Raw genomic sequence first — 17,104 nt, forward strand, 5'->3', positions numbered from 1 at the left:
TCAGACCTTCTGTTGTGCGGGGGTGGCGGGAGAGGCGGGTGGAACCTTGGCGCCGAAATAGCCGGGGGCGGTCGCGCGGCTGCGCCAGGGGGTCGCGAAATGCTCGATGACGACGACGAGGATGAAGGAGCCGATGCCGATCGCCGTCAGCAGGAGCATGGCGCCGTAGACGCCGGCGGTATTCATCTGGGCATTGGCGGTGAGGAGATAGGTGCCGAGGCCGACATGGGCGGAGGCGGTCCATTCGCCGATCACCGCGCCGGTGACCGCATAGGAGGCGCCGATCTTGAGGCCGGAGAAGAGCGGCCCGATCGCCGCCGGCAGGCGCACGATGAGAAAGGTGCGCAGCCGCGTGCCGCCGAGCAGGCGCGCGAGATTGACCTGATCGGGATCGACGCTGGCCAGCCCGTCGAGCACGTTGACGACCACGGGGAAGAACACGATCCAGGCGACGATGATGAGTTTCGGCGTCAGCCCGAAGCCGAAGATGATGACGAGCGGCGCCGCGATCGCGACGATCGGCACGGCTTGCGAGGTGACGAGCGCCGGGTAGAGCAGGCGGTGGACGATCGGGATCTGCGCCATGAGCACGGCCAGCAGCACGCCGATCAGCGCCCCGGCGACATAGCCGTAGAAGGTCTCGGTGATCGTCTGCCAGGCGAGCGCGCGCATCAGCCCGGCATTCTGGATGATGACGCGGAAGGCCTCGCCCGGGGTGGGGATCACATAGGCCGGCAGGCCGCTGATGACGAGGACGAGCTTCCAGCCGACGAAGATGAGAGCGATGGCGAGGAGCCAGAGCCCGACATGGCGGCCGTATTCGCGCAGCGGCGCGGCTTCCCCGCTCATGCCGGCACCGCGCGGCCGCCGGGCACGCCCTGCAACGTCGCCTCGCTATAGAGCATTTCCATGATCCGCCGCTTGGTTCGCACGAAACTCTCCGAGGTCAGGCATTCCATGGTGCGCGGGCGGGGGATGTCGATCGTCTCGATCCAGCCGATTCGCCCCGGGCGCGGCAGCATGACGACGACGCGATCGGCCAGGAAGATCGCCTCGTCCACATCATGCGTCACGAACATCACGGTGCGGCGGAGTTCCTTCCAGATCGTCAGCAGCCATTGCTGCATGCCGATGCGGGTCTGGCTGTCGAGCGCGCCGAAGGGCTCGTCCAGCAGCATGAGATCCCGCCCGGCGGCGATGGTGCGCATCAGCGCCACCCGCTGGCGCATTCCGCCCGAGAGTGCGCGCGGATAATGGCGGAGGAAATCGCCGAGGCCGTAATGGCGGGCAAGCTCGGCGGCATGGGCGCGGTCCGCGGCGGTCGCCCCGCGGGTCAGCGAGGCGCCAAGGGTGATATTGCCGAGCACCGTGCGCCAGGGCAGCAGGAGATCCTTCTGCAGCATATAGCCGACCTGGCCGGGCTTGCCGATGATATCCGCCCCATCCAGCAGGATCTGCCCGGCGGTCGGCTTCAGCAGGCCGGAGACGGCGTTGAAGAGCGTGCTCTTGCCGCAGCCCGAGGCGCCGAGGATGCAGACGAATTCCCCCTCCGCGATATCGAGCGAGACGGCGTCGAGGGCTTTGAGGCCCCCGAATTGCTGATGAAGGTCGCGGATCGCAAGCTTGATCCTGGTCTCTGTCGTCAAATGAGCGTCCTTATGGCAGCCGCGGCGGGCGGCGTCCTTCACGGTGACGGGAGCACCCGCGCGAGGCAAGGGGGTGATGCGCTGGCGGAGGCAATTTTCGCGCCAGCCGGCCAGGTCGCCCCGCCGCCGATCGCGCCACCGATCGCAGCCGGGGGCTGCCCGCGCCCCTGTCCTGCCTGGCGCGGACGCGCTAGATAGAGCGCATGACCCGCGCCCCGATCATCGCCCCTTCCATTCTCTCGGCCGATTTCGGCCGCTTCGCCGAGGAGACCCGCGCGATCGAGGCGGCGGGGGCGGACTGGCTGCACCTTGATGTCATGGATGGCGCCTTCGTGCCGAATATCAGCTTCGGCCCGGGCGTGATCGAGGCGGTGCGCCGGGTGAGCGCCCTGCCGATCGATACGCATCTGATGATCGAGACGCCTGACCGCTACCTCGACATGATGGCCCGCGCCGGATCGACGCGCATGACGGTGCATGCCGAAGCCTGCCCGCATCTCAACCGCACGCTGCAGGCGATCCGCGCGCTCAGCTGCAAGAGCGGCGTCGCGATCAACCCGGCGACGTCGGAGGAGGCCGTGCGCTACAGCCTCGACTGGGCGGATATGATCCTGGTGATGACCGTCAACCCCGGCTTCGGCGGGCAGAGCTTCCTCGCCTTCACGCTCGACAAGATCCGCCGGCTGCGGGCGATGATCGGCGAGCGGCCGATCGAGATCGAGGTGGATGGCGGCATCACGGCCGAAACGGCGGAGCAGGCCGCCGCCGCCGGGGCCAATGTCTTCGTCGCCGGTTCCTCGGTCTTCAAGGGGGGCGCGGCGGACTATGCCGGCCATGTGGCGGCGCTGAAGGCGGCGGTGGCGCGGGGCTCAGCCCAGGCCAGCCGGGCCTGACACGGCGGCGATGGCGCGGTTGAGCCGCTCCGCCGTGGGTGGCGTCGTGCTCGCGAACCATTGGGCGAGCGCACCCTGCCGGTCGATCAGGTATTTGTAGAAATTCCAGCGCGGCCGGGCGAGGAAGCCGCCCTCCGCGGCCAGCCAGCGGAACAGGGGAATGGCCTCCTTTCCTTTGACATGCGCCTTGCGCATCATCGGAAAGGTGACGCCGAAGTTGCGCGTGCAGAAGGCGCCGATGGTCTCGGCCTCGCCCGGCTCCTGATTGCCGAAATCATTGCTCGGGATGCCGATCACCACCAGCCCGTCCGGGCTTTCGCCCCAGCGTTCGTGCAGCGCCTGCAGACCGGCATATTGCGGGGTGAAGCCGCATTGCGAGGCGGTATTGACGATGAGCAACGGCCGGCCGCGGAGGGCCGCGAGCGGATAGGGCTCGCCCGCCAGCGTCGTCAGGCTGAAATCGTAGACCGAGCCGCTCATGACCCCTCCCGCGCGGCCCCGGCGCGGCGCGGCGAGGCGGGTTTGCTCTCGCCCCGCGCCGCCGCTATGGTCCGCCGCCGTTTGCGCCCCTTGGTCTTATCTGCACAAGGCTTGGGGCGTAAACCATCTTGAAGGATGCCGGAGGGAAGAGTGGTCGATATTTTCGACGAAGTGGATGAAGACCTCCGCGCCGAGCGCCTGGGCGCCTTCGTGCGGCGCTACGGTGCCGCGCTCATCGCTCTCGCGGTGCTCGTGGTCCTCGCGGTCGCCGGTTGGCAGGTCTGGCTCTGGCATCGCGGGCAGCAGAATGCCCGCGCCGCCACCGCCTTCATCGCCGCCCTCGATCATGCCGGGGCGCGCGGCTCGGCCGCCGAGCGGACCCAGATCGCCGCGCAATTCGCCGCCATCGCCCGCCGCGCGCCGCAGGGCTACGCGACGCTCGCCCGCCTCAACGAGGCGAGCCTGCTCGCCGATTCGGGGCATCAGGCGGAGGCGGTCGGCATCTGGAACGCGCTGATGAACGACGGCGCGATCAGCCCGGTGCTGCGCGATGTCGCGACCCTCGGCTGGGCGTCCCACGTTCTCGAAACCGCCGAGCCCTCGCTCATCCAGGCCAAGCTCGAAACCCTGGCGGCGAACGGCAACGCCTGGCGGCCGATCGCGCTGCAATATCTCGCGCTGCTCGATCTGCGCACGGGGGACAAGGCGGGCGCGATCAAGACTTTCCGGTCGGTCGCCGATGACGTCTCGACACCGCGCGATATGCGCAATATGGCCAATGCCATGGCGGAGGCCCTCGGCGCGCCGCCGCCGCCGCCCCCGTCCGCGCATTAGCCGCCCGCCGCTGCCCCGACGACGACTGCCGCAAGACCCTTGAGAGATTGGCCGAGCATGAGCCGAAAGATTGACCTCTTCGCATCCGCCCCGGTGGCGCAGACGAGCCCGGCGCCGCGCACCGAGCAGGGGGCTGGGCTTACCCGCCGCGCCGCTCTCGGCGGGGCTCTGTTCGGCCTGCCGCTCGCCCTTGCCGGCTGCGGCTGGATTGGCGGGGAGAACAGCCCGCCGCTGCCGGGCACCCGCATCAATGTCATGAGTGCCTCGGCGGCACTGGAAGTGGATCCGAGCCTCACCACGCCCGTCTCCCTGCCGCCGCCGGTCAGCGGGCTTGACTGGCCGCAGCAGGGCGGCAACGCCACCCATGATGCCGGCATCCCGGCAACGCCGCCGAGCCTGTCCCGCCAGTGGATGGCCGATATCGGCGAAGGCACCGCCTATCGGCACCGCATTCCTTGCCCGCCCGTGGTCTCCGGCGGCCGCGTCTATGCGATGAGCGCGCGGGGCGAGGTCAGCGCCTTCGCCATCAAGGACGGCGCGCCGCTGTGGAAGACGCCGGTGCGGCCCAAGCATTCGCGCAGCTTCGATGTCGGCGGCGGGGTGAGTTCGGATGGCGATGCGGTCTTCGCCGCCACCGGCTTCGGCGAGGTGCTGCGGCTGGATGCCAAGAGCGGCAAGATCCTCTGGCGTTCGCCGATCGATTTTCCGGCCCGCAGCGCGCCGACCATCGCGGGCGGGCGGCTCTTCGTCAGCCTGCTCGACAGTTCGCTCGCCGCGCTCGACGCCAAGAGCGGCAGCCTCATCTGGCGCCACCAGGCGCGCAGCCCGCAAACCGCCGTGCTCGGCCTGCCGGCGCCCGCCGTTTCGGGCTCCATCGTCGTCGCGGGCTTCGGCTCGGGCGATCTCCTGGCGCTCAACGTGCAGAGCGGCGAGGTGCTGTGGTCGGACAATCTAGGCGCCACCGGCAGCGGGCTTTCGCAGCTTTCGGCGATCGTCGGCATGCCGGTGATCAGCCAGGGGCGGATTTTCGTCGGCAGCCTCGGCGGTATCGTCATCTCCGCCGACCTGCCGACCGGGCGGCGCCTCTGGGAGCGGGATTTCGCGACCGACCAGACGACCGCGCTCGCCGGGGACTGGCTGTTCCAGCTGGCGACCGATCAGCGCCTCGGCTGCATCTCCGCGAGCACCGGCCAGGTGAAGTGGGTGCATCAGATGCAGCCCTTCAAGAACATGAAGAAGCTGCGCAACCCGATCTATTGGTGGGGGCCGGTGCTGGCGGGGTCGAACCTCGTGCTCGTCAGCAACCAGGGCGAACTCGCGACCGTCGATCCGATCACCGGCAAGGCGGGCGGGATCATCAAGATGCCGGCACCGGCCACGGTGGCGCCGATCGCCGCCGAAGGGCGGGTGCTGGTGACGCTCAAGAGCGGCGATATCATCGCCTACGGCTGATCGCCTGCCGCGGGTGACGGGGGCCGGCCGGCCGGCCGCCGCCACGCCGCCGCCCGCCGCCACCCGAGGCCTTTCAGCCGGCGAAGCGCACCAATTCCCCGGCCGGCGTGCCCAGCACCTCATCCTCGCGCATGACGATGCGGCCCCGGATGATGGTGGCGACCGGCCAGCCCTGGACGGTGGTGCCGACGAAGGGGCTCCAGCCGCAGGGGCTCGCGATCCAGCTTTCCTCGATGGTCCGCCGCGCGCCCATATCGACGAGGGTGAAATCCGCATCATAGCCGCGGGCGATGCGGCCCTTGCCGAGGATGCCATAGACGCGGGCGGGGCCGGCGCACATGAGATCGGCGAGGCGCATGAGCGAGAGGCGCCCGGCCGAGACGTGATCGAGCATCAGCGGCACGATGGTCTGCACGCCGGTGAGCCCGGCGGCGCAGAGCGGCCAGGGCCTCTCCTTGGCTTCCCGGGCATGCGGCGCGTGATCGGAGCCGACGACATCGACCATGCCATCCCGCACAGCCGCCCAGGCCGCCTCCCAATGCCGCTTGTCCCGGATCGGCGGGTTCATCACCGCATAGGGGCCGAGCCGGTCATAAGCCTCCGGCGCCCATTGCGTGAGGTGGTTGAGCAGCACCTCGCAGGTCGCGATATCCCGGTAGTCGGCGAGATAGGCGAGTTCCTCGGCGGTCGAGACATGCAGGATATGGGCGGGCCGCCCGGTCTTGCGGGCGAGCGCCATGAGCCGGCGGGTGCCGAGGAAGGCGGCTTCCACATCCCGCCACTCCATATGCGCGGCATAGGGCATGCCCTCATGGAAGAGGTGGCGGCGCTCCCGCAGGCGGTATTCATCCTCCGAATGATAGGCGATGCGCCGCCGGCCCGACCGCATGACGGCTTCCAGCGTCTCATCATCCTCGATCAGCAGATCGCCGGTGGAGGAGCCGGCGAAAACCTTGATGGCCGGCACGCCGGGGGCGGTTTCGAGCGCTGCGAGCTCGGCGATATTGCCGCGCGCCGCGCCGATATAGAGGCCGAGATCGCACCAGGCGCGGCCGCGGGCGAAATCCTTCTTGGCCGCCAGATGCGCGGCGGTGGTGATCGAGGGATTGCCGTTCGGCATGTCGAAAACCGCGGCGAGGCCGCCGAGCACGGCGGCACGGGTGCCGGAGGGGATGCTCTCCACCGCCGCCTGCGCCGGGTCGCGCAGATGGGTATGCGCGTCGATCAGCCCGGGGAGGACGTGCAGGCCCCGCGCCTCGACGATCTCGGCGGCCGCCGCCCCGGCTTCGGGCGCGATGGTGACGATGCGCCCGGCGCGGACGGCGACATCCGCCTCCACCAGCCCCGCGGGCAGGACCAGGGTACCCCCCCGGATGATGAGATCGTACTGCGCGCTCATGCTGCGGTCTGCTCCCGTTCTGCGGCGAGAAGCGCGCGCGCGGCGGCGAGCGCGGCCTCCACTGTAAGCCCATCCATCGGCGCCGCGCCATGCGGCCCGGGTGCGACAGCCACGCCCGCACGCCTGCCGGCCGGGGCATATTCATCGACCGGCGAGGGGCCGAAGAGCCCGAGCGTCGGCGCGCCGGCCGCCGCGGCGAGGTGCATCAGCCCCGAATCATTGCCGACGAAGAGATCCAGGCGGGCGAGGCAGGCGGCGGCCTGGGGCAGGGTGAGCCGGCCTGCCAGATCGATCGCCTGCGGCAGGGCGGCGAGCACCGGGGCGGCGAGCGCCGCCTCCGCCTCACCGGGCCCCGCGAAGATGACCGGCCGCGCCCCGGGCAGAGTGCTTTCGGCGAGGCTCTGGTAGAGGGCGACGAAGCGCTCCGCCGGCCAGACCTTGCCGGCCCAGTTGGCGGTGGGGCCGAGGCCGATGAGCGGGCCTTCCGCCGGCAGAAGCCGTGCGGCCAGGGCGCGGTCTGCCGGCGCTGTCCAGGCGACGGGGAGCGGCGGCGGCGAGAGGCCCATGCTGGCGGCGAGCTGCCCCAGGCGCGAGCCGGGGCGGCGGCCACCCTTCAGGATGCGCCGCTGCCGCGCCCAGAGGAAGAAGGCGGTGCCGGAGCCGCGCAGATCCACCACCAGATCCCAGCGCCGGCGCACAACCTCCGCCCAAAGCTTGAACCAGTGCCCATCGCGCTTCATCTTTGGCATGAGGATGATGCGGTCCAGCCGGGGCATGGCGGTGAACACCCCCTCCGCCACCGGGCCGCAGGCAATGGTGAAGCGGGCATGCGGATAGCGGTTCAGCAGATCATCCAGCAGTGCGGTGCTGATCACCGCGTCGCCGATGCGTGTCGCTGTAATGAAAAGAATGCGCCGGACCGATCTCTGCTCCGTCATCATCCGCCCTTGTCAGCTTATCTAAAAGATTTGACACTTGATGTAGATCGTTTGACCCAGTGACTATGAGCCATGGACCCCATCATCTCGGCCATCCACGCGCCTGATGATGCGTCCCGCCCTTTTGAGAGAAAGGGGGGCGCGCCGATTTTTGGCGCCCTCGATCTCGGAACCAACAACTGCCGCCTCATGCTCGGTGTGCCGAGCAGCAACGGCTTCCGGGTGATCGAAAGCTTCAGCCGCTCGGTGGGCCTGGGTGAAGGATTGGCGGAAACCGGTCAACTGGCCGATGCGGCGATGGACCGCGCGATGGAGGCGCTGCGCTCCTGCGCCTCGCGGCTTTCCCGCTATCAGCTCAGCGGGCTTACCGCGGTTGCAACGGAGGCATGCAGGCGGGCGGCCAATGGCGCCGCCTTCCTTGACCGGGTGCGCCAGCAGACCGGGCTCGATATCCGCATCATCTCGGGCCGCGAGGAAGCGGAGCTGACGCTCGAAAGCTGCTCGCCCCTGCTGCGCGGCGCCGGCAACAGGGCGCTCGTCTTCGATATCGGCGGTGGCTCGACCGAGATCGCCTGGGTGCGGCTGGATGGCGGGGGGCCGACGCTGATCAGCTTCATCTCGCTGCCTTTCGGGGTGATGACGCTGCGGGCGGCGACCGCCCATTCCTGTTTCACGGAGGCCGGTTTCGCCGCGATGGTCGAAACGGTTGAGGAAAAGCTCTGGGATTTCGAGGACATCCACCGCATCGGGCGGGAGATCAACCGCGATGGGGTGCGCCTCCTCGGCACCTCGGGCACGATCACCACGGTCGCGAGCGTCGCGCTCAAGCTGCCGCGCTACCGCCGCCCGCTGGTGGATGGCATCCTGCTGCCGGGTGAGGAGGCGGATGCGGCGGTCGATTCGCTGCGCGCCATGGGCCGCGCCGGCCTCGCCGCCCATCCCTGCATCGGCGAGGACCGGGCCGACCTCGTGCTGCCGGGCTGCGCGATCTTCGCCGCCATCCGCTCGGTCTGGCCGACGCCCGAGGTCGGCGTTGCCGATCGTGGCTTGCGCGAGGGCATCCTTCTGCGGCAGATGCGCAAGGAACGTCGGCGGGAGAAGCGGCGCGGCTGCGCCCCGGCGCCCCGCGCGGCAATGGCCGCCGCGCTCATCAGCTGAACGAAGGCATGTAGAATGGCCCAAGGCGGGCGCAAAGATGGGGCCGGGATCGGCCAGGGCCCCGGGGCGGGGCGCGGCCTCACCGTCAAGCTCAAGCGCTCGGCGGGGCGGAGCGTGGCCCAGCAGCGCTGGCTGCAACGCCAGTTGAACGACCCCTATGTGGCGGCGGCGCAGCGCGAAGGCTACCGCTCGCGCGCTGCCTATAAGCTCATCGAGCTGGACGACCGCTTCCACCTCATCAGCAAGGGCATGCGGGTGCTCGACCTCGGCGCCGCGCCCGGCGGCTGGACGCAGGTGGCGCTCAAGCGCGGGGCATCCCGCGTGGTCGGCATCGATCTGCTCGCGATCCCGCCCATTGCCGGCGCCGATCTCCTGCAAGGCGACGCGACCGAGCCCGAGAACCACGCCCGCATGATCGAGCTGCTCGGCGGCAAGCCTGATCTCTTCCTCTCGGATATGGCGCCCAATACCTCGGGCCATGCCTCGACCGACCATCTGCGCATCGTGCTGCTGGCCGAGATGGCGCTCGATCTCGCCTTTACCCTGCTGGCGCCGGGCGGGCATTTCGTCGCCAAGCTGTTCCAGGGCGGCGCCGACAAGCATGTGCTGGAGCCGATGAAGCAGCGGTTCGAGATGGTGAAGCACGCCAAGCCCCCGGCCAGCCGCAAGGAAAGCAGCGAGCTTTACGTCGTCGCCATGGGCTTCAAGGGGTAGGCAGGCAGACCCCGCCAGACCCTCTCCCTGGCCAAGGAAAAGCCTCCCGCCCTTTTCTCGGCATCTGCTTTCTCCAGCCGCCCGCTAGCTCTGCATCTCCCTCTCCCACCAGCCGCGGGTATTGACGCCAGCGGCCGCGGCCAGAGCCTCAAGCTCCGCGATGGCGTCCTCGGCGAGGGTGATGCCGGTCGCGCGGAGCGCGGCATCGACATGCTCCGGCTTGGTGACGCCGATGAGCGGCACGGCACCCTTGGCGATGGCCCAGGCGATCGCGACATCGGCAGCCGCCGCGCCCTGGCCTTGTCCGATCGCGGCGAGCTTCTCCGTCAGCGCGCGCAGTTGCGGCAGTATCGCGTTATAGGTCTCGGCCCGCTTGCTGCCGCTGGGCAGCGGGTTCTCAGGGCTGTACTTGCCGGTCAAAGCGCCTTGTTCCAGCACCATATAGGCGAAGAACGGGATGTCTCGGCTGCGGCAGTATTCCAGGATGCCGGCTCGCTCGGAGCTCGGGTAGAGCAGGCTGTAATGGTTCTGCACGGCCGCCAGCGGGAACCCGGCCTCGCGGAGAATCGCCTCCGCCTGGCTGATTTCGCGCAGGTTGTGGTTGGAGACGCCGACATGCTTGACCTGGCCGCTCTTCAGTAGCGGAATGAGCTGCGGGGTCCACCGCGCGACATCGGCCGGATTGTGGATCCAGTAGAGGTCGATCGCGTCGGTGCCGAGGCGCGCCAGGCTCCCTGCCAGCATCTCCGCCATCGCATTCTCGCCGCTGCCCGCCGCCTGGGGGGTGAACTTCGTCGAAAGCTGATAGGCGTCGCGCGGATAGCGCTTGAGGATCTCACCCAGCAGGCTTTCCGAGCGGCCCATGCCATAGACCATGGCGGTATCCCACAAGGTGAAGCCGGCCGCCTGCGCTTTGGCGGCGAGGGCTTCGAGGCCCGCCCGTTCCAGGCTGCTGCCGAAATAGCCGTCCCCGGCTTCACCGCTATCGCCCCAGGCCCAGCTTCCCAGGGCGATCTTCGGGGTGTTCAGCCTCTCGCGCGTCATCTTCGCTCCATCTCGTTCAGCGGCCAGGTTCGGCCTGGCCCAGGCGGCGCGTGCAGAGTGGCGCGAGGTGCCGTCGCAGCGTGAGCCCGATCCGCCGCGATGACTGCCCGATCCTCCAGAACTATCCCTGCGCGTTGCCGCCCCATCCTGGCGCATGCGATGCTCCGCGGCATGAACACCCTTGCTGAAATCGCCGCGATCATCGCCCGGAACGTCACCCAAGATGGCTTCCACCCCACCGCGATCGAGCGCCTGACCCTTGTGCGATCCTCCACGGTGACGATGCCGATGCCGACCGTCTATCGGCCGCAACTCTGCCTCGTCGCGCAAGGGCGCAAGGAGGTTTCGCTGGGCGACCGTGTCTTTCACTACGGCCCGGGGCGCTACGGCCTGATCACCTACGATCTGCCGGCGACGGGCCGCGTCGTCGCGGCGACGCCGGATCGGCCGTACCTCTGCCTCTATCTCGATTTCGATGCGGTCATGCTGGGCGAGCTCGCGCTGCGGGTGCCGCCGCCGGCGGGCGCGCCATCGCCGCCCATCGGCAAGACGGTCTCGGATGCGGGCGCTGACCTGCTCGACGCCACGCTCCGCCTGCTGCGCCTGCTCGACGATCCGGCGGCGCTACCCGTGCTCGGGCCGCTCGCCGAGCAGGAAATCCTCTACCGCCTGCTGGCCGGCCCGGATGGCGCGCGGATGCGCCACATTACCGCCGGCCAGGGGCGAATGGCGCGGGTCGGCCGTGCCATCGCCTGGATCGGCGCGCATTTCCGGGAGCGGTTCAGCATCGAGCAACTGGCCGCCGCGGCTGGCATGAGCCCCTCGGGCCTGCACGCGCATTTCCGGGCGGTAACGGCGATGACGCCGGTGCAATTCCAGAAGCAGCTCAGGCTGCAGGACGCGCGCAGCCTGATGCTGGTCGAGGATATCGACGTGGTGACGGCCGCGCTGCGCGTGGGGTACGAAAGCCCGTCGCAGTTCAGCCGGGACTATCGCCGCCACTTCGGCGAACCGCCGGCGCGTGACATTGCCCGCCTCCGCGCCTCACCGGCGCTCGCGATGATGGCCTGAGCGTCGCGCTGGGGTTGGGGGCTTGGCCTAAAGCCGGCGGAACATGATCAGCGCATCGACGAAGCCTTCCACCGGATGGGCGAAAGCTCCCGGCAGGCGGCCGAGCGTCTCGAAGCCGAGGCTCTGCCAGAGATGCACGGCGGCGGCATTGCTGCTGACCACGAAGTTGAACTGCATCGCCCGGAAGCCGCGCGCCTTGGCCTCGGCCAGCGCGAAATGGCCCATGGCGCGCGCGATGCCGCGGCCCCGCGCCGCCTGCGCGGTCGCGAAGCCGGCATGGGCGATATGCGCGCCACCGCCGAGCTGGTTCGGCTGGATGTAGCAGGTGCCGAGGATCGCGCCATCCGCATCCTCGGCCACGAAGACCGCATGCGGCGGCGCGAACCAATGGGCGAGCGCCTCGGCCTCGCCCCAGCTCCGCGGCAGGGCATAGGCCTCCCCCGCCGCGATGATCGGCCCGATGATCGACCAGATGGCCGGCCGGTCCGGCGCGGCGGCCGGGCGTATGTCGAGCGCCGGCATCAGCGCCCGAGGAGCGCGAGCGCCTGGGCGAGATCCTCGGTGAGGTCCGCCGCATCTTCGAGCCCGATCGAGAGGCGCACCACGCCCGGCCCGATGCCGAGGCGGGCACGCTCCTCCGCGCCCACGCGCATATGCGTCGTCGTCGCCGGATGGGTGATGAGCGACTTCGAATCTCCGAGATTGTTGGAGATGGCGATCAGCCCGAGCCGGTTGAGCACCGCGAAGGCCGCCTCCTTGCTCCCGAGATCGAAGGTGACGAGGGTGCCGCCCGCGCTCATCTGCCGCAAGGCGAGGTCGCGCTGCGGGTGGCTCGCCAGCGTCGGATACCAGACGCGGCGGACCTGCGGCTGGCTTTCGAGGAAGTGCGCCACCGTCTCGGCGGAGCGGCAGGCCGCCTCGACCCGCAGGGTGAGGGTTTCGAGGCCCTTGAGCAGCGTCCATGCGTTGAAGGGCGAAAGGGCAGGGCCGGTATTGCGGGTGAAGGGCTGCAACACCTCCTCGATCCAGGGGCGCGCGCCGAGGACCGCGCCGCCCAGCACCCGGCCCTGCCCGTCGATATGCTTCGTGCAGGAATAGACGACGACATCGGCGCCGAATTCGAGCGGCTTTTGCAGCAGCGGCGTCGCGAAGACGTTATCGACCACGACGATGGCGCCGGCGGCATGGGCGAGATCCGCGACCGCCCGCAGATCGACGATATCGAGCATCGGATTGGAGGGGGTTTCCAGCAGCACGAGCTGCGTCGGCTGGGCGAGCGCCGTCTGCCAGGCGGCGAGATCGCCGCCATCGACGAATTCGGTGGTGATGCCGTAGCGCGGCAGCAGGGTGGAGACGATCCAGTGACAGGAGCCGAAGAGCGCGCGGGCGGCGACCACGCGATCCCCCGCCCGCAGATGGCTCAGCAGGGCAGCGGAGACGGCGGCCATGCCCGTGGCGGTTACCCGGCAGGCCTCGGCGCCTTCGAGCAGGGCGAGGCGGCTTTCCAGCATTTGCACGGTCGGGTTGCCGAAGCGGGAATACTGGAAATGCTCGACCTCGCCGAGGAAGGTCCGCTCGGCCTGCTCGGCGCTGTCATAGACGAAGCCGGAGGTGAGGAAGAGCGCTTCCGAGGTCTCGCCGAAATTGCTCCGCATGGTCCCGCCATGCACCAGAAGGCTGGCGGGGCGCAGGGATGAAGGCGGTTTTGGCATGGGCGTCAGGCCTCGCTTCGAGAACCCGGCCGTGGATGCGCGCCCCCCGAGGCAAAGCACACCGCGGGAAGCAGGCCTCTTTAGCGCGCTTCTTTCACCTCGCCGCAATCCGGCCGGACAAATCACGAGGCGGCCGATGGGCCGTGCCACCTTCTTAGGCGGCGGGTCGGCGTGCCGTCAACGCCCCCCAGGGCCGCCGGGCGGGCGCGAGGGGCGCAAAGCAGGCGCCGCAGCCGCGCGCCCGGCGGGGAGCTTTTCAAATGCCGCGCGGGCCGCTATGAAGCAGCACCAGGGCCGGCCATGCGGGTATGATGTAATGGTAGCCTGTCAGCTTCCCAAGCTGAATGCGCGGGTTCGATTCCCGCTACCCGCTCCACCCCATGCGCGACACTTTCCTCAGAATTTCAGAGCCGCTTCGGGCCCGCCCGAGGGCTGCCCGCCCTGTCCCTCTGGTCACCAGCCACCATGTCCCGCGGCACCTGGCCGTCGCCGATGTCGGCCAGGCGGTCTCCGCCCGGGGCATGGTCGTAGAGCGTGATGCTGATGAGATCGCCCGCGGCCATCCGCGCCGCCGGGCTGCCGAGCGGGGCGGTGATGCGGGCGAAGGCTTTGCGCGTCGTCGGGTCCGCCTGGCCGACCTTGCCGGCCACCACCCAGACACGTCCGCCCTCGTCCAGATGCCGCGCGGCGGCGAAGACATCCCGCGTCCAGGCCGTGGACGGGATGGCCTGGCCGCGCCGGGCGAGGAAGAAATCCATCATCGCGATCGGCCCCCGATCGGGCACCAGCAGAAGATCGCCGGGCTTGAGCCTGGCCGCCATGGCTGCCCCCGCCAGATCCCAGCGCGGCTTGGTCTCCGCCCGGTAATAGGGGAGGAGGTTGACGGCGGCGACCAGCCCGAGGGCGAGGGTCGCGCCGTGCCGCCGCCTGGGGGCCGCCAGCAGGCCGCAGCCGAGCGAGACGATCAGGAAGAAGGGCACCGAGCCCCAGATGATGTAGCGCGGCATCCAGAGCGGCTTGGCCAGGGAGATGGCGAGCACGAGGAGCGGCGGGGCCGCCGCCAGAATGACGAGCGCGGGCAGCAGCGCCGCCGCAGGGCCCTGGCCCAGCCTCTGCCGCAGGCGCCTGAGCCCGAGGCACGCGAGGCAAAGCAAGCCGAGGCCAAGGCCGGGCAGGGGCGCGGGAAAGAGGTGGAAGCTGATCAGCCGCGAGATGGCGAGGCCGTAGAGCACGCCGAGCGTCGCGGTGAAACTGTGCCAGGTGAGGGGGGGCACCCATTCGGTGCCGCTGCCCATCCGCCCCTCGGTCGCCCAGGCCATGGCGGCGAACCAGGGGAGGGTCGCTGCCAGCACCAGCCCCTGCGTCAGCAGCCAGCGGCGGAGGAAGAGCCGCCGTTCGGCGCCGAGCGCGCGGACCAGCGGAATGGCCGCGAGATTGGCCGCGATCAGCCACCAGAAGGCGATGCTGAGCACCAGGAGCCCGGCCGCACTGCCGCACCCGTAGGCGAGCCAGGGCCAGAGCCTGCCGCCCGCCGCGCGGGGGCGGCCGGCGGCCGCCGGATCGCGCGCCAGTTCGACGAAGCCGGCGAGCGCGACCGTCATCATCAGGATGACGAGCGTATAGGAGCGCGCCTCCTGCCCGTATTGGACGTGGATGGGGGAGAGCGCCATCAGCAGCCCGGCGGCGAAGCCCGCTGCCCTGCCGGCCAGGCGCCAGGCGATGGCGGCGAGAATGGCAGCCGCGGCCGCGCCGAAGACGGCCGATGGCAGGCGCAGGCTGGCCTCGTCGAACGCGCTGCCATGCAGCAGCGCGAGGAGCCAGAAATAGGCCGGCAGGTGATGGGCGTGCAGGCTATCCACCGCCATGCCGCCGAAGCCGAGGCGCAGGCGGCGCACCGTCGTCACCTCGTCCAGCCAGAAGGGCATGGCGGCCAGCCCATGCAGCCGGGCGGCGAGCGCGATGGCGAAGATGGCGAGCGCGGGCAGCAGCGGCCCTGGCGGAAGCTTTGCCCAGAGACGGTGGCCCGCAAGCCGCGCCCAGAGGCGCGGGGCCTCACCCGATGCCACGCGGTCTCTCCTCCCCAATGCCTCGCCCCCCTTCAACTGCCTCATCCCGCTCACTGACCCGCGCATTGCGGCGAAAATGCCGCACCCCGGTGACGCCGGGAAACAGAGCCCGGGCACTGCCGAGAGATCGCGCGGGATTGACCGAGATCAATGTCCGATACCCCGATGGACTTTAGGAGCGGAGGGCATGATCAGGCCCTGCCGCCGACCAGCCGGCCGGGCCGCCGCGGTTGAGGGGTGCGATGTCCAGCGCGATGAGCAGCAGAAACGAAGCAGGTTCGGCGGGCATGCCGCTGGCTGAGGCATCGCTCATGAGCGCGCTGCAGGCGCTTCGCGGCGAGGGCACGCCGCCTGCCGCCCGCCATCCGCGGCTGGACGAGGCGATGCTGGCCGCGGCCGCTGCCCTCGTCGGCCTCTATCGTGGCAACTGGGTGCTCAACCGCATCGCCAACGATCAGGGCCGGGTCATCGGCGCGATGATGATGCTCGATCTGCATTTCGGGCGCGGCTGCCAGGGCTTCACCGTCGCCGAACTGCGCGCTGAGGCGCAGCGGGACGGGGTGGCGAGCCCCAACCGCATGACGGCCTTCGCCGGCCTGTTGCGGGCGAGCGGCTATCTCGCGCTCATCCCCGGGCTCGATGCGCGCAAGCGCAAGCTCGCCCCCACCAAGGCCTTGCTGGATCTGCACCGCCGGCGCATGGCGGCGCTGATGGCGGGCACGGTGATCCTGCATCCGGACCTCGCCGCGGCCGGGCTCGCGGCGCTCGACCAGGATGAGAAGCTCGCCGAGATGGACCGCGCCTTCCTCGGCCGCTGGCGCGCGGCCGGCGGCATCGCCGCCTGCTGCCCGACGCTCGAAGGCTTCGTCGAACGGGATGCCGGCTTCACCCTGCTCTGCCTCCTCCTCTGCGGCGAGGCCAAGGGCCAGAGCTTCCGCATCAGCGAACTGTCCCGCTTCTTCGCGATCTCGCGCACCCATGCCCTCGTCATCATGCGCGAGGCGATGAGCCATGGCCTGGTCGAGCGGGAAGCGGCGGGTGGCGCCTATCGCGGCACCGCGGCGCTGCGGGCGGTGATGCGGCTGGTTTTTCTGCATCTATGCGCGATCCAGGCAGAGGTGGTGGGCGAGGTGTTCGGCACTGCATGACGCGTCGCCGCGGGCTGGACGAGAGCCCGTAAGGACGTGGTAACATCGCGCCATGCGCGCGCTTCATTCCACCCTCGGCGGCCTTCTGGTTCTGGCTTTCGCGATGGCGGGGAGCCTCGCCTTGCCGCAGGGCGCGCGGGCGGCGCCGGCGGACCCGACCGGCTATTGGATCACCGGACCCAACCAGGGCCTTGTGCAGATCTATTCCTGCGGCCCGAACACACTGTGCGGCGCCTTGGTGGGCTTCCCGCTCGACCATCCGAGCGACCCGGTGCCGAAAACCTGGAACAAGCTCTCGCAATGCCGCTACGTCTTCATCCAGGGGCTGCATCCGCGCACCCGCGCCTGGAAGGGCAGCATCACCGATCCGCAGAGCGGGCGCAGCTATGATGTGAAGATCCGGCTGCTCTCGCCGCAGGAACTCTGGCTGCGCGGCTATCTGCTGCTGCCGATCCTGGGCGCCACGCGCTACTGGAAGCGCTACGAGGGGCCGCTGCCGGGCGCGGATTGCCGCATGCCGCCGCATTCGCTCGGCTGAGCCCGGCGCGC

The 17,104-nt window shown here is 69.9% G+C and carries 17 protein-coding genes, 1 tRNA gene and 1 riboswitch; of the genes, 9 read left to right on the forward strand and 9 right to left on the reverse strand.

Annotated elements, in window-relative coordinates; translation table 11 throughout:
* Both ACYQ7X_RS01690 and ACYQ7X_RS01695 read right to left on the reverse strand, forming a co-directional pair.
* Entirely contained in the window at positions 1-849 is an 849-nt protein-coding gene (locus ACYQ7X_RS01690) for an ABC transporter permease (RefSeq protein ID WP_459695082.1), read from the reverse strand.
* Positions 846-1,646 carry an ABC transporter ATP-binding protein gene (locus tag ACYQ7X_RS01695; protein ID WP_459695083.1) on the reverse strand — a complete coding sequence of 267 codons (801 nt, stop codon included), beginning with the start codon at positions 1,644-1,646 and terminating at the stop codon, positions 846-848. Before ACYQ7X_RS01695 ends, ACYQ7X_RS01690 begins: the two co-directional genes overlap by 4 nt.
* 203 nt (positions 1,647-1,849) lie before the next feature.
* Between ACYQ7X_RS01695 and rpe the strand changes: the two genes are divergently transcribed.
* Positions 1,850-2,539, forward strand: a complete 690-nt coding sequence (gene rpe, locus ACYQ7X_RS01700) for a ribulose-phosphate 3-epimerase (RefSeq protein WP_459695084.1) — start codon at positions 1,850-1,852, stop codon at positions 2,537-2,539.
* On the opposite strand, the gene ACYQ7X_RS01705 is transcribed toward rpe, so the two are convergent.
* A complete protein-coding gene (locus tag ACYQ7X_RS01705; protein ID WP_459695085.1) occupies positions 2,516-3,019 on the reverse strand; it encodes a glutathione peroxidase in 504 nt (167 codons plus the stop codon). The genes rpe and ACYQ7X_RS01705 overlap by 24 nt on opposite strands.
* A gap of 150 nt (positions 3,020-3,169) precedes the next feature.
* On the opposite strand from ACYQ7X_RS01705, the gene ACYQ7X_RS01710 reads away from it, so the two are divergent.
* Positions 3,170-3,853 (forward strand): tetratricopeptide repeat protein, encoded by a 684-nt coding sequence (locus ACYQ7X_RS01710; protein ID WP_459695086.1) that lies wholly within the window; start codon positions 3,170-3,172, stop codon positions 3,851-3,853.
* 57 nt (positions 3,854-3,910) lie between these two features.
* Positions 3,911-5,305, forward strand: a complete 1,395-nt coding sequence (locus tag ACYQ7X_RS01715) for a PQQ-binding-like beta-propeller repeat protein (protein ID WP_459695087.1) — start codon at positions 3,911-3,913, stop codon at positions 5,303-5,305.
* A 73-nt stretch (positions 5,306-5,378) separates the two neighbouring features.
* Here ACYQ7X_RS01715 and ACYQ7X_RS01720 read toward each other — a convergent pair whose 3' ends face one another.
* Positions 5,379-6,704, reverse strand: coding sequence for a dihydroorotase (locus tag ACYQ7X_RS01720; protein ID WP_459695088.1), 1,326 nt, complete (start codon positions 6,702-6,704; stop codon positions 5,379-5,381).
* Positions 6,701-7,642: a glycosyltransferase family 9 protein gene (locus tag ACYQ7X_RS01725; RefSeq protein ID WP_459695089.1), complete on the reverse strand. Its 942-nt coding sequence runs from the start codon at positions 7,640-7,642 to the stop codon at positions 6,701-6,703. The genes ACYQ7X_RS01720 and ACYQ7X_RS01725 overlap by 4 nt, the downstream gene beginning before the upstream one ends.
* 72 nt (positions 7,643-7,714) lie before the next feature.
* Here ACYQ7X_RS01725 and ACYQ7X_RS01730 point away from each other — a divergent pair, with 72 nt between their 5' ends.
* Together ACYQ7X_RS01730 and ACYQ7X_RS01735 are read left to right on the forward strand one after the other, a co-directional pair.
* Entirely contained in the window at positions 7,715-8,800 is a 1,086-nt protein-coding gene (locus ACYQ7X_RS01730) for a Ppx/GppA phosphatase family protein (RefSeq protein ID WP_459695090.1), read from the forward strand.
* Positions 8,801-8,815: 15 nt separating this feature from the next.
* Entirely contained in the window at positions 8,816-9,514 is a 699-nt protein-coding gene (locus ACYQ7X_RS01735; RefSeq protein WP_459695091.1) for an RlmE family RNA methyltransferase, read from the forward strand.
* A gap of 84 nt (positions 9,515-9,598) precedes the next feature.
* Here ACYQ7X_RS01735 and ACYQ7X_RS01740 read toward each other — a convergent pair whose 3' ends face one another.
* Positions 9,599-10,558 (reverse strand): aldo/keto reductase, encoded by a 960-nt coding sequence (locus tag ACYQ7X_RS01740; RefSeq protein WP_459695092.1) that lies wholly within the window; start codon positions 10,556-10,558, stop codon positions 9,599-9,601.
* Between the two features lie 171 nt (positions 10,559-10,729).
* Here ACYQ7X_RS01740 and ACYQ7X_RS01745 point away from each other — a divergent pair, with 171 nt between their 5' ends.
* Positions 10,730-11,629, forward strand: coding sequence for an AraC family transcriptional regulator (locus ACYQ7X_RS01745; RefSeq protein ID WP_459695093.1), 900 nt, complete (start codon positions 10,730-10,732; stop codon positions 11,627-11,629).
* A 27-nt stretch (positions 11,630-11,656) separates the two neighbouring features.
* Here the strand turns inward: ACYQ7X_RS01745 and ACYQ7X_RS01750 are convergent, their stop codons facing one another.
* Together ACYQ7X_RS01750 and metZ are read right to left on the reverse strand one after the other, a co-directional pair.
* Positions 11,657-12,151 carry an N-acetyltransferase family protein gene (locus ACYQ7X_RS01750; protein ID WP_459695094.1) on the reverse strand — a complete coding sequence of 165 codons (495 nt, stop codon included), beginning with the start codon at positions 12,149-12,151 and terminating at the stop codon, positions 11,657-11,659.
* Positions 12,151-13,341 carry an O-succinylhomoserine sulfhydrylase gene (gene metZ, locus ACYQ7X_RS01755; protein ID WP_459695095.1) on the reverse strand — a complete coding sequence of 397 codons (1,191 nt, stop codon included), beginning with the start codon at positions 13,339-13,341 and terminating at the stop codon, positions 12,151-12,153. Before metZ ends, ACYQ7X_RS01750 begins: the two co-directional genes overlap by 1 nt.
* Positions 13,342-13,400: 59 nt before the next feature.
* A riboswitch (SAM riboswitch) is annotated at positions 13,401-13,480 on the reverse strand.
* Positions 13,481-13,643: 163 nt separating this feature from the next.
* Between metZ and ACYQ7X_RS01760 the strand changes: the two genes are divergently transcribed.
* A tRNA-Gly gene (locus tag ACYQ7X_RS01760) sits at positions 13,644-13,717 on the forward strand.
* Positions 13,718-13,745: 28 nt separating this feature from the next.
* Here ACYQ7X_RS01760 and ACYQ7X_RS01765 read toward each other — a convergent pair.
* Positions 13,746-15,407, reverse strand: a complete 1,662-nt coding sequence (locus tag ACYQ7X_RS01765) for a hypothetical protein (RefSeq protein ID WP_459695096.1) — start codon at positions 15,405-15,407, stop codon at positions 13,746-13,748.
* A 311-nt stretch (positions 15,408-15,718) separates the two neighbouring features.
* Between ACYQ7X_RS01765 and ACYQ7X_RS01770 the strand changes: the two genes are divergently transcribed.
* Positions 15,719-16,555: a hypothetical protein gene (locus ACYQ7X_RS01770; protein WP_459695097.1), complete on the forward strand. Its 837-nt coding sequence runs from the start codon at positions 15,719-15,721 to the stop codon at positions 16,553-16,555.
* A gap of 52 nt (positions 16,556-16,607) precedes the next feature.
* Positions 16,608-17,093 (forward strand): DUF2147 domain-containing protein, encoded by a 486-nt coding sequence (locus tag ACYQ7X_RS01775; protein ID WP_459695098.1) that lies wholly within the window; start codon positions 16,608-16,610, stop codon positions 17,091-17,093.
* Positions 17,094-17,104 lie beyond the last annotated feature (11 nt).

This window comes from Acidisoma sp. C75, assembly GCF_054665095.1.